The organism is Paenibacillus swuensis, from assembly GCF_001644605.1.
Classification (GTDB): domain Bacteria; phylum Bacillota; class Bacilli; order Paenibacillales; family DY6; genus Paenibacillus_N; species Paenibacillus_N swuensis.
On the sequence record NZ_CP011388.1, the window covers coordinates 4,103,764 to 4,115,492 of the forward strand.

The 11,729-nt window shown below is 45.5% G+C and carries 11 protein-coding genes; 1 reads left to right on the forward strand and 10 read right to left on the reverse strand.

Features of this window, described 5'->3' with window-relative positions:
- Positions 1–177: 177 nt before the first annotated feature.
- The 4 genes from SY83_RS18325 to SY83_RS18340 form a co-directional block, all read right to left on the reverse strand.
- A complete protein-coding gene (locus tag SY83_RS18325) occupies positions 178–1,680 on the reverse strand; it encodes an AAA family ATPase (RefSeq protein ID WP_068609159.1) in 1,503 nt (500 codons plus the stop codon).
- A complete protein-coding gene (locus SY83_RS18330; protein WP_068609161.1) occupies positions 1,673–2,206 on the reverse strand; it encodes a hypothetical protein in 534 nt (177 codons plus the stop codon). Before SY83_RS18330 ends, SY83_RS18325 begins: the two co-directional genes overlap by 8 nt.
- 182 nt (positions 2,207–2,388) lie before the next feature.
- Complete coding sequence (locus SY83_RS18335) at positions 2,389–2,880, reverse strand: cell wall elongation regulator TseB-like domain-containing protein (RefSeq protein WP_068609163.1); 492 nt, start codon at positions 2,878–2,880, stop codon at positions 2,389–2,391.
- Between the two features lie 4 nt (positions 2,881–2,884).
- Complete coding sequence (locus SY83_RS18340) at positions 2,885–4,183, reverse strand: amidohydrolase (RefSeq protein WP_068609164.1); 1,299 nt, start codon at positions 4,181–4,183, stop codon at positions 2,885–2,887.
- Between the two features lie 181 nt (positions 4,184–4,364).
- Between SY83_RS18340 and SY83_RS18345 the strand changes: the two genes are divergently transcribed.
- Entirely contained in the window at positions 4,365–4,988 is a 624-nt protein-coding gene (locus SY83_RS18345) for a DUF47 domain-containing protein (protein WP_068609167.1), read from the forward strand.
- 57 nt (positions 4,989–5,045) lie between these two features.
- On the opposite strand, the gene SY83_RS18350 is transcribed toward SY83_RS18345, so the two are convergent.
- The 6 genes from SY83_RS18350 to panB form a co-directional block, all read right to left on the reverse strand.
- The gene (locus tag SY83_RS18350) at positions 5,046–5,684 is read right to left on the reverse strand and encodes a redox-sensing transcriptional repressor Rex (RefSeq protein WP_068609169.1); all 639 of its coding nucleotides are present in this window, start codon (positions 5,682–5,684) and stop codon (positions 5,046–5,048) included.
- Between the two features lie 29 nt (positions 5,685–5,713).
- A complete protein-coding gene (dinG, locus tag SY83_RS18355; protein WP_068609171.1) occupies positions 5,714–8,569 on the reverse strand; it encodes an ATP-dependent DNA helicase DinG in 2,856 nt (951 codons plus the stop codon).
- 65 nt (positions 8,570–8,634) lie between these two features.
- Complete coding sequence (locus SY83_RS18360; RefSeq protein WP_082882610.1) at positions 8,635–9,306, reverse strand: tetratricopeptide repeat protein; 672 nt, start codon at positions 9,304–9,306, stop codon at positions 8,635–8,637.
- 110 nt (positions 9,307–9,416) lie between these two features.
- Positions 9,417–9,797: an aspartate 1-decarboxylase gene (gene panD / locus SY83_RS18365; protein ID WP_068609173.1), complete on the reverse strand. Its 381-nt coding sequence runs from the start codon at positions 9,795–9,797 to the stop codon at positions 9,417–9,419.
- A gap of 3 nt (positions 9,798–9,800) precedes the next feature.
- Positions 9,801–10,685 (reverse strand): pantoate--beta-alanine ligase, encoded by an 885-nt coding sequence (gene panC / locus SY83_RS18370; RefSeq protein WP_068609175.1) that lies wholly within the window; start codon positions 10,683–10,685, stop codon positions 9,801–9,803.
- The gene (gene panB / locus SY83_RS18375) at positions 10,682–11,527 is read right to left on the reverse strand and encodes a 3-methyl-2-oxobutanoate hydroxymethyltransferase (RefSeq protein ID WP_068609180.1); all 846 of its coding nucleotides are present in this window, start codon (positions 11,525–11,527) and stop codon (positions 10,682–10,684) included. The genes panC and panB overlap by 4 nt, the downstream gene beginning before the upstream one ends.
- Positions 11,528–11,729: the final 202 nt, after the last annotated feature.

Consider the following 11,729-nt stretch of genomic DNA (forward strand, 5'->3'; position numbering starts at 1 on the left):
CTGTATAGTTTCTAAAAGTCCAATGAAAATAATACAGCTTTTTTTCAAAAAATGCACGCTTCTAATACACTTTTCACACCATTTCCATAATTTGAACTGTTTTTATCCCATGAAAAAAGCCTGCGGCCACGGCCGGAGGCTTAACTTCATATTTAGAAAATAAAATATAAATTCAAGTTATGCTGTTACAAGTTCTCTTGTCTGCTCAAGAAGCTCACGGAATTGATCGCCCGACAGAACCTCTTCCTTCATCAAAATACTCAAAGATTGATCAAAAACTGACCGGTATCTTTCTAATAACATCTTGGTGGAACCGAACAGTTCGTCCAGAATAGCTGTCGTTTCCTTCGAATACTCGTCTTTATTTAAGACATCCGGATTCACAATTCCGAGTTTCGTGAGTCCACAATCAATCATCGTGCGAACCATGTTAACGGATTGCTCAAAGTCATTCCGGGAACCTGTGCTTCGGGAGTTGTAGAATATCTCCTCCGCTGCGGCGCCGCCCAGAGCAATCATGATTTGTCCTTCAAGATGGTCCTTTGTGTACAAATATTGGTCTTGCTGCGGGTTATGACGCACATAACCCAACGCTTGCCCGCGAGGGCTTAACGCTACTTGCGATACAGAACCCGGACGCACTACTTCCGCCGCAATGGCGTGACCCAATTCATGCAACGCCACTCGTTCTTTCTCTTCCATAGTCGATTCACGATCTGTTTTCTCGCCCATCAGCACTTTGTCGACCGCACGGGAAAGATGAGATTGTTGGATAAGATCCAGGCTGTCGCGCATCGCGTAAATGGCTGCTTCATTCATCAAACTCTCCAATTGTGCTCCTGAGAACTGGAAAGCTTCTTGTGCAATACGATCCAAATTAACATTCTCAGCTAAAGGCTTGTTCTTAGCATGAATATTAAGGATGTGCAGACGGCCTTTCTTATCAGGCAAATCCACTTGAATGTGACGGTCAAATCTGCCCGGACGCAATAATGCGCTATCCAGCATTTCTTTCCTGTTGGTTGCGCCAACGATCAGAATTCTTGGAGATTGTGAAGTATGCATGCCATCCATCTCCGTTAAAAGTTGGTTCAGGGTCTGATCATATTCACGTTGCTGACCGCCGTCACGCTTACCTCCGATGACATCAATCTCGTCAATAAAAATGATCGCGCTGTCTTTCTTCTCTTTCTCGGCCCGGCTTCTCGCTTCCTTAAAGAGGTCACGGATCCGGCTGGCACCGACACCGACATACATTTCTACGAATTCCGAACCGGAAGCCGACATGAATACGGAGTTCGTATAATGAGCTGAAGCTTTGGCAAGCAGTGTCTTTCCTGTCCCGGGAGGCCCTGTTAACAGAATCCCTTTCAGGGGACGAATGCCGAATTTCTTAATTTCCTCATGTTTAATCAAGAAGTCCAATGCCTCAACCAGTTCTTTCTTCGCGCTGTCCTGACCCCCGATATCATCAAAAGTCATGAAGCCGGGAGATTTACCTCTGTTCTTGGAACCGCTGGCCACGCCGACACTGCCCGTGCGAGATTTAGTCATGAAGTACAATGCGGCTACAAAAGCTGTCACCATAATTAGCGGTACTATATTCACGTTAATATAGAAGAGAAATGCAAAAATAACAGGTATTATTCCGATTAATATTTCCTTCGCATATTTACTCATTCGACCATACCCCCATCTGTGCAGGAATGCGCGGAAGAACAACAAACTTGCTGGATTTGCCTTCAGTCAAACGTACATAAACGTTATGTTCGTCCATCTCCGTAGTGACCTGCATACCCGGGCGACTCTTCGTCATTTGTTCCAACGCCGCCGGGATATCGGCGTACTTCTTCGTTTCCATAGCTTCTGCTACGCGGAACAGTCCCTTGGACCATACTTCATCTAGAGCAGATGAGCTTTCATTAACGATATCCAATTTTAAATCTCGGTTCCCGATAATCGACTCGCCTTCCCGGGAAATTCGTTGATAGACTTCACGAATATTAGCATCTTTTGAGAGTTGCAGTTCCACACGTACCGAAGTATCCCCAAAAAAGGATTGAGATTTCTCTACGCCCGGTGTGTTGTCCACGACTTCAGCCAGGGGATTTTCAACAGCGACACTTTGATATATAAACCATCCGCCAAACAATAAACCGGATGCTACAATTGCAGTAATAACAATAGGCATGAGACGCAGTTTCACATCAAACGCATCCTTTCTGTGAATGTAGTATATACATGATTACGTATAGTAAGTATATCACATGTGATGTACGGAGAGCGAATCGAATTGTGACAACATCCGTAAAAGCGTCGTAAAACTATGAAGAAGAAAAGAGGGCAAACCACTCCGAATTTCGGAATCATTTACCCTCCCTCCTAACTTTAGTGGATACTCATATTATAGGTAACAATATATCTGCCGTCTTTCCATTGATAAAAGTCGTAAAAATGTCTTTCTTCCGAACCGTCAACTTTCGTGTAGAAAACTTCCCAGATTGGCGCACCCTTCATCTTCCCCGGCAAGATCCGCAGAATTTCCGCATCAGGCGAGCGCTCCTTAGTCAAGGCTGCAATTCGTTCTTTACTTACGCCGTCGGACATCTCCCGAGTTTCGACTTCTTTACCGTCTTCAGGAATCCATGTCATCACTTCGACACCGGCTTTATTTTTTCCGGATACCACATAATATGAGTCGTCCCAGATGTAAGGATTGGCCTGGTCCACTTCCGTTATCCCCGCTTCCTTCAAGGCCGTTTCAACAGCGGCATGCCTTTCCGTCCAATGATCTAGTTGCATATAATAGTAAAAGCGGTTTAAACCTATTACTAGTAAAATCAGCGCTATAATGGAATAAAATATATACTTCTTTTTCATATCTTTAGCCTTTCGTGAGGCGTTCGTATGAAGCAGTGAACTCAGCCTTCACCTTTTCTTCATCCAGTGTGAGGCATTCACCTTTACGCACCAACTGCTTGCCGTCTACCCACACATCCGTGACATCTTTGGCTGATGCTGAATATACGACATGAGAAACAAAGTGCGTTCTGGGATAAAAATGAGGCTGATCGGCATCTAAAGCAATAAAATCTGCTTTCATTCCGGCTTTAAGCATCCCGGTTTCTTTCAGCCATATGGATTTAGCTCCGTCGATCGTACCCATACGAAGCGCGGCCATTGCGGGAACCGCTGTCGGATCTCCGGAAATTCCTTTGTGAAGGAGAGCCGCTAATCTCATTTCCTCGAACATATCCAAATTATTGTTGCTTGCTGAGCTGTCCGTACCCAAGGATACCAACACGCCGGCCCTCAGCAAATCAGGAACGCGGGCAATGCCGCTTGCCAGCTTCAGGTTGCTGCCTGGGTTATGAGAAACACGTACATCATATTGCTTCATAATATCAATTTCTTCGTCGGTAAGATGCACGGCGTGGGCCACCAAGGTTGGACGATCAAATACCCCTAGTCTGCGAAGATGTTCCACGGGACGATCCCCGTATTGCTTCACATTGTCTTCAACCTCCGCTAAAGATTCCGACATGTGTGTGTGAAGCGGTAAATCAAGATCATGGGCAGCCTGTACAATCTTAGTGATATAATCCGGCGGACACGTATAAGGCGCGTGCGGCGACATCATCGTGGTGATCCGGCCGTTCGCTTTCCCGTGCCAGTCTCTGGCGAAGCTCATGGCATCCTCCAGTTTGGCTTGTTGAACGTCAGGAGGAACCAAGCCGATCACACCGCGAGTCAAACATCCTCTCATGCCTGAAATTTCGACTACTCCGGCTACTTCTCCCATATGATCGTACATATCTACAAAAGAAGTGGTGCCTCCTTTAAGCATTTCAATGACGGATAAGGAAGTTCCGACTTGAACATCCTGCGATGTAAATTTACCTTCAATCGGCCACATCTTTTCCTGCAGCCATACTTGCAAATTTAGATCGTCCGCATATCCTCTCAGTAAAGACATGGCGGCATGGTTATGGGTATTCACCAAACCGGGCATAATAATCTTGTTCTTGCCGTCAATAATCTCTTCCCAATCTGTGGCAGGATCCGGCGATTCCGTTCCCACATATGTAATCCTATCGTTCTCAATAACCATATGTCCGGTTAGGAAGGGATTTTCTTCGTCCATTGTAATAAAGGAAGCATTGCGTATCCATCGTTTCTTCATATTCTCGCCTATCCTTTCCTTGACCAATATACATTTACAAATGTACATGGTTCACCATTCAATTGCAAGGCGAACAAATGCGTTGATGTTTAAGGGCGTCTATGTTAATTTATTCCTTAGCATCATTTCACATTTACATACCATTCACAACCTACTATTTACTACGAAATGAGGGTTGAATATGTTTCCGTTTAATAAGAAATCCGACGTTAACTACTTAAATTATCTGATTATGAACTCGGAAAACGCGCTGAAATGCGCTCAACTGTTTCGCAATGCCATGATGGGAACGAAACCTCCGGCGGAACACCAAGAAGAGATTAAAGAGCTTGAATCCAAGGGGGACTCCCTGACTCACGAAATTTACAAGGGATTAAATGCCGCCCATCCTGATTTTTTGAAACGCGAAGATATTTTGGAACTCGCTACACGGATTGATGATGTGCTTGACGGCATTGAAGCGTCCATTGCCCGGTTTGATTATCTGGGTATTGATTTTACCGATAATTATATGAAGGATTTTTCTGAGGTGCTGGTTCAATCCTGTGAGCACATCCTCACCGCGATGAAGCTGCTGTCCGAAAGAAAATTTGTGCAAATGCGGGAGCATATCGTCATTATTAACAGTATGGAGAATGACGCCGACCGGATCATGCGCGAAGGGATTCGCCAAATTTTCAGCAATCCCACCGATCCTTACACGGACTTCAAGCTTAAGGAAATATACGAGCGACTTGAAGAAACAACAGATGATTGTGAGAATGTTGCCGACATCCTGGAAAGCATTGTGCTTCGTTACGCATAAACTTCATGAGAAAAGGCTGTCCTTTCGTAACCTTCACGGTTGCGGCAGGACAGCCTTTTATACTTGTTCTTCGGCGTCATCTATATAATAAGCCAGGCTCAATAAATCCGTTGTGAAATCGGCATGATGAATACGGATACCTTGCGGCACTTTAATAATAACGGGCGCAAAATTCAATATAGCTTCAATGCCCGCATCGACAAAACGGTCGGCTACAACCTGAGCTTCCGAAGCCGGAACGGTTATAATTCCGATGCGGATAGACCGTTGGTTTACCGTTGCATTCAGCTCTTCCATCGATTGAACAGAAAGGTTATTAATGACCTCTCCTACCTTCCCCGAATGCGCATCAAAAATCGCTACGATTTTCATATTATCTTTCAGATATGCGTTATAGTTGCTTAATGCGCGTCCTAAATTACCAGCACCGACCAGAGCTACATTAATGACTCTGTCGATCTTTAAAATAGACCTGATTTTCTCGATCAGATATGAGACATCATAACCGATTCCCTTGCGGCCGAATTCTCCGAAATGAGCTAAATCCTTTCGAATTTGCGCCGGGTTGAGGTCAAGCTTAAGGCCCAAATCCTGGGACGATACCGTAAGCACGTTGTTAGCCTTCAATTCACTTAAAAACCTCAGATAGACCGGCAACCTTCGTACTACGGCTTCAGAAATTTTCGGCGTTTTCAAAGACTTGCTCCCCCTGTCTTGTCTAAAGTCTACTCTCCCGTTTCCTGCCAATCCCTTATGCGGGGCACGAGTTGCTCTAAACGCATATGTTCGATGCGCGGACCCGGCAACGAATAAAGAAAGTGTTTTCCGTAATACGTATCTAAAACACGGGTGTCATATATGATTACGATGCCTTTATCCTGGCCGGTACGCACTAACCGGCCGAAACCTTGTTTAAACCTTATGACGGCTTGGGGCACCGACAGCTTCATAAATGGATTCTTATTCTGACGTTGAAGCATCTCCGACTTCGCTTCCACAAGAGGATGATTAGGCGGTTGAAAAGGCAGACGCACGATGACCAAGCAAGTCAACGCGCTGCCTGGAATGTCTACCCCTTCCCAGAACGAGCTGGTTCCTAATAATACAGCTCCTGAACTGTCCTGGAACATCCGGGTCAACTTTGAACGGTTACCGCTGTCGATCCCTTGTCCAAGCACTTGTATACCTTGACTGCCAAGCTGTTCTTTCAATTTTCCGTGCACCAGCTTGAGCATGCGGTAGGATGTAAACAGCACTAACATACGCCCTCGGGTTTGCAGAGCTACATCCCTTAACGAATCAGCCAACATATCTGTAAATTTTGTTTCACCGCCCGGCCCTCGAACACCCGGAAAATCCCGCGGGATGCATACTAGCGCTTGCTTACGATAATTGAACGGAGAAGCCAGTAGCTTCGTGCGAACTCTACCGCTTTCGGTCATCGTATCCAAACCGAGTTGTTCGGCCGCATATTGAAACGATTTATCTACAGATAACGTAGCTGAAGTAAGAATAACGCTATGCTTCGGTTCAAAAAAATGTTCTCTCAGCTTACCGCTGACATCCGCGGGTACGGCCATAAGCGAAAGTGACTTTCCTTTGTAGTAGCTATTAGCCTCAAGCCAATACACATAGCCCGGATCGGACAACTTCATAAACATGCGAATATCATCCCGAAGACCCAATAAGTCACGTACTGTCGAATTCATATCTACGCCTAATTGGGAAATATCACTGTCCTCGTGCTCTTTCACTTCCGAGATGATCTTGTCCAGTTTCTTCAGCGCATCGCTTAATTCAATATACAAGTTATTCTCTATCCCCGCAAGCGTATCCCACTCTGCTGGAAGTACATCCGTCTTTAATCGATACACCATTTGTCCGGTTTCGCCTTGTCCGGGATCTTGCGACGCTGTGGCGGTAGTTAGTTCGTAAAGAAGCTCCGTAAGCTTGTCCCAATGCTCTTTAGCCGATATGATCTTAGGGATAACGTCATCTATTATAGACATCCATTCAGAACTCTTGTCGTCGTCTAACTGCTCAAGCTCATTCCGCAGATGTGGAATTTGTCCGCTTCGGCTATCCTTCAGAAGTATCAGCATAGGGTTAACCAAAGAGAAATAATTCACATTCATCCCCATATGTTTGCCTGCGACTTCTTCGAAATGATGAGCTTCGTCGACGACCAAGTGATCATAAGAAGGAAGAATACGATGATCCGCTTTAACATCGGTAAACAACAATGAATGATTAGTAATAACTACATCGGCGATATTGGCTTCATGGCGCGCACGATGATAGAAGCAACGACGGAACCAAGGGCAGGAACGGTTAAGACACGAATCTGCATCACTGGAAACGGAATGCCAGAAATCCGATCCCTTATTGCCGAAATGAATCTCTTCTTCATCACCGTGCATGGTTTCACTAAGCCAAACAATCATTTGTGCGGCAGTGATAACATCCTCTTTGGGACTCTCAAAGTCGGAACCGTTTATTTTGTGCTCGAATTTACGTAAACAAAGATAATGGCTACGGCCTTTAAGAACGGAAGCCCGGAAATCCACAGGGAATATATGTTCAAGCAAAGGCAAATCTCTTTCCCTCAGTTGCTCTTGTAAATTAATGGTATGCGTGCTTACAATAATCTTCTTCTCACGGCGTATTGCATAATACAACGATGGAATTAAATAACCCAAGGATTTGCCTGTTCCTGTGCCTGCTTCAATTAACAGATGCTTGTCGTCTTCCAATGAATCATAAACCTCATGAATCATCTGTTCCTGAGCGGACCTGTCTTCGTATTGCTTTAACCCGCCTTGCAAGCGTGCTTTGAGATCCTTATAAAACTCCTCAAAGGCGATGCCTTTCAACGCAGGATCAGGGTCGTCTTCCCGCGCGGAGGTTTCTTCGGGCCATTCCCCGACATTCAGTTCGAATTGTCTGTGATAATTACCGGATTGCTCATCTGAGGAAATATGGAGTTCTTTCCTGAATCGGTTTTCCTGCATAAACCAGGATAAATCTGAGGAATCATCCTCAAACAGAGCTGAGATTCGTTGGGTTGTGAGCAATGAAAGATCTTCTAATTTCTCTAAACACCTTATCCAGATTAATGCCGTAACTTCCGCATCGCTGTCCGCTTGATGGGGTCGGTCATGATGAATGTTCATTTCCTTGCACACCATGGAAAGTTGCAGACTCGGCATAGACGGAAAAAGGATACGCAGTAAATCCAGCGTATCCAGCACTCTTCCTGAGAAAGGCAAATAACCGCATTGTTCCAGTGACCGTTGCAGGAACGAAACGTCAAATGCAGCATGGTGCGCTACTAACACCGCATCATCCAGCAACGGAATCATATGAAGCAATACTTCGTCCAGAGGTGGTGCATCCTTGACCATGTCTTCCGTAATTCCGGTTAGTTGCGTAATGAACGGAGGAATCTCCACCGTAGGGTTTATATACGAAGAAAACCGTTTGGTAATCTTTCCGTCTTCTACAATAACAAGACCCGCTTGAATGACTTCATCCGTCATACCGCTGCCTGTCGTTTCAAAATCCAATACAGCATATTTCATGCTTAACTCCAATCCCCGTATGACACTGCACGGAACTTAACTTGAAGCTCCGTCCTGACCTTTACCTAATGATTCAATCCAGCACTGAGATTCATTGTGTCGGACTTATGCTGCACCATTTCAAGGTTAGACAACGGCTCCACTATAGAAGGATCCAATTGATAAGCCATTTTGAAATATTCGCAAGCTTTTTCGGTATTTTGGTTTCTGGCCTGGATGCAGCCCAAGGCGTTATATGAGATGGCTTTCATCATTTTGTTGTCTGTCATCGGGATAATCATCTGAAAGTGTGGGTAAGCTTCATTCATATCCCCTGTTTTCAGATAGGCAAGAGCTAAATACAGTCGGGCCAGTAAATAATCAGGCTGAGCGGCCACGATCGCCTTGAAGTAACCAATGGCTTCTTTAAACATGTATAATTTGAAGTAGCCTTGTCCTTTAATAAATTCCGAGGATTTCAACTCAGGCGAAAGCTGACCTCCTTGTTGTTCAAGCAATTGAGATAATGAGAATGGATGATGGCTGGAAACGTTATCAGATGAGTTTTGTTCCGAAGGCAAAGTCCTGATTTTTTCTTCAAAAAGCAACCATTCCTCAATCATTGAATCGCTCATCGCTTTCAGAACCTGAATCTTCTCGTTCAATTCCTCTTTCCGCGTTCCTGTTGCATTAGGAAAATCACGGATGATCTCATCCAAAACTTCATTCATTGAAGCGAATATCGGTTTGAACATCATGTCCCACCCCTCTTCCCCATGTCGTGCTTCATGTACCTCATTGTTTGTTTCCCGGGGTGTTTTCATACTGAGTTACTGAGTGGCATTGTTTACATGAGCCCTTTGGAGCTTTAAACCGTAACGCCGTGTTTCTCCGCCATCAGATCCAAGATCCGGTTATCTCCGTCCATTAATGCAACTTTAGGCTCATAACGTATGGCCTCGTCATGACTCATCATCGCGTAGGAAATAATAATCACGATATCTCCAGGTTGCACCTGTCTGGCCGCAGCCCCGTTAAGGCATATCGTGCCGCTGCCGCGCTCGCCGGGTATAACATAGGTTTCGAAACGCGCTCCGTTGTTGTTGTTAACGATCTGAACTTTTTCATTTGCCAAAATATCCGTTGCATCCATGATGTTTTCATCTATTGTGATGGAACCGACATAATTCAAGTTCGCTTCGGTAACGGTAGCCCGGTGTATTTTGGATTTCATCATATGTCTGAACATGATTTAAACCTCCCCTAATGGTTGTCGTACAATGGCATTGTCAATTAGCCGGGTTGCCCCGTATTTGACCGCTAATGCGACAATATAATCGAAATCTGCATCATGAACGGTGAAGTCCTGTGCGATGGGGAGGAGTCCGGGATAAGTTAATATTTCAATATAATCCACGTTGCCTAAAGGAGATTTCTGAATCTCATCCTTCATTTTATGGCGTAACTCCCCAAAGGTCAATTCTTCATTCACGCGCCACACCCGAAGGCGGGATAACGCTTTGGAAAGCGACAGCGCTTCACCACGCTCCTCCGGGCTTAAATAAACGTTACGGGAACTCATAGCCAGTCCGTCCCCTTCTCTCAGAATCGGGCAAGGCACAATCGCCACGGGCAAATTCAGATCCGCCACCATCTGTTCGATAACAGCTACCTGTTGCGCGTCTTTCTCGCCAAAATAAGCCCTGTGTGGATTAACAATGTTAAACAATTTGGAAACCACGGTAGCTACTCCGGCAAAATGGCCCGGGCGGGATGCGCCGCATAGTACATCGGTAATGCCCGAAACCTCAACTTGCGTGCGCATCGGCCGTGGATACATTTCCTCAACAGATGGCATAAATACGAAATCTGTTCCCGCTTGTTCAGCTAAAGCCAAATCCCGCTCTCGATCTCTCGGATATTTGTCCAGGTCTTCCGTTGGTCCGAATTGCAGCGGATTGACAAAGATGCTCAACACCACGACATCGCACTCTTGCCGGGCTTTTCGCAGCAGGGAAGCATGCCCCTCATGCAAATACCCCATGGTCGGTACAAAACCGACGGTACCTTCGGGATTTCGCTTACGAAACGTGGAAATCGTATCTCTTATTTGCTTGATCGTGTAGTTTACAATCATTTGCCGCCTCCGTATAAGTGAGGAATAAGCTCCGCATTCATCGGAAATACATGACTCTCATCCGGAAACTTACCTTCTTTAACTTCGCGGACATATTCAGCGATGCCTTCGCGAATCATTTTCTCTACGTTCGCGTAGGTTTTCACAAATTTCTTAGGTCTGTAATCAGGAGCATATTGGATGACATCATGATAGACCAGAACCTGACCGTCGCAATATCGTCCCGATCCAATCCCGATCGTCGGCACGGAGACGGATTCACTTACCCGTTTAGCCAGTTCTTCCGTTACCAGCTCTAGCACTATGGCATATACACCCGCTTCTTCCAACGCCTTCGCATCTTCAATGAGCTTCTGAGCCTGTTGAAGCTCGCGGCCTTGGACTTTAAAGCCACCTATTTGATGAACCGACTGCGGAGTAAGTCCCAAGTGCCCCATCACAGGGACGCCGGCGCGTGTAATCGCTTGTACATTCGCTGCAATCTCGGCTCCGCCTTCCATCTTTACGGAGTGAGCATGACCCTCCTGCATAATCCTTGCCACCTGTTGCAAAGCCGCATCCGAACTGCCGTGATAGGTTAGGAAGGGCATATCCGTGACGATAAAGCAGCGCTCCACTGCCCGCGCTACAACACGGGAATGGTAAATCATATCCTCAACGGTAACCGGAATCGTGGAATCGTACCCTAATACCACATTGCCGAGTGAATCGCCAACCAATAAAATATCCGCTCCGGCTTGCTCCGCTAATTTCGCAGATGGATAATCATAAGCGGTAATCATGGCAATCGGTGTTTTATCGAGTTTCATTTTCTTTAGTTTCGCTGTTGTTATTTTACTCATCTAACTCGCCTCCCGGGGAATTGCTAGCTGTATAAAACGATAAGTGCGCATAAAAAATACCCTTTAGCTCACAACTAAAAGGCACCTATCCCACAAGAATCCACTTCATATGATCCTTCTGTCTCGGTCCCTTCGGCTCAGAGCAGAATCCAACATACTACTTACGTTAGTATGAGATTGTTTTCAATCCATCCTTTGGAAA

What these genes read in the sequence shown, in the direction of transcription:
- dinG (WP_068609171.1), bottom strand. Translation starts at nt 8,569, where the DNA reads ATGAAATATGCTGTATTGGATTTTGAAACGACAGGCAGCGGTATGACG.
- SY83_RS18345 (WP_068609167.1), top strand. Translation starts at nt 4,365, where the DNA reads ATGTTTCCGTTTAATAAGAAATCCGACGTTAACTACTTAAATTATCTG.
- panC (WP_068609175.1), bottom strand. Translation starts at nt 10,685, where the DNA reads ATGATTGTAAACTACACGATCAAGCAAATAAGAGATACGATTTCCACG.
- SY83_RS18335 (WP_068609163.1), bottom strand. Translation starts at nt 2,880, where the DNA reads ATGAAAAAGAAGTATATATTTTATTCCATTATAGCGCTGATTTTACTA.
- SY83_RS18360 (WP_082882610.1), bottom strand. Translation starts at nt 9,306, where the DNA reads ATGATGTTCAAACCGATATTCGCTTCAATGAATGAAGTTTTGGATGAG.
- SY83_RS18340 (WP_068609164.1), bottom strand. Translation starts at nt 4,183, where the DNA reads ATGAAGAAACGATGGATACGCAATGCTTCCTTTATTACAATGGACGAA.
- panB (WP_068609180.1), bottom strand. Translation starts at nt 11,527, where the DNA reads ATGAGTAAAATAACAACAGCGAAACTAAAGAAAATGAAACTCGATAAA.
- SY83_RS18325 (WP_068609159.1), bottom strand. Translation starts at nt 1,680, where the DNA reads ATGAGTAAATATGCGAAGGAAATATTAATCGGAATAATACCTGTTATT.
- panD (WP_068609173.1), bottom strand. Translation starts at nt 9,797, where the DNA reads ATGTTCAGACATATGATGAAATCCAAAATACACCGGGCTACCGTTACC.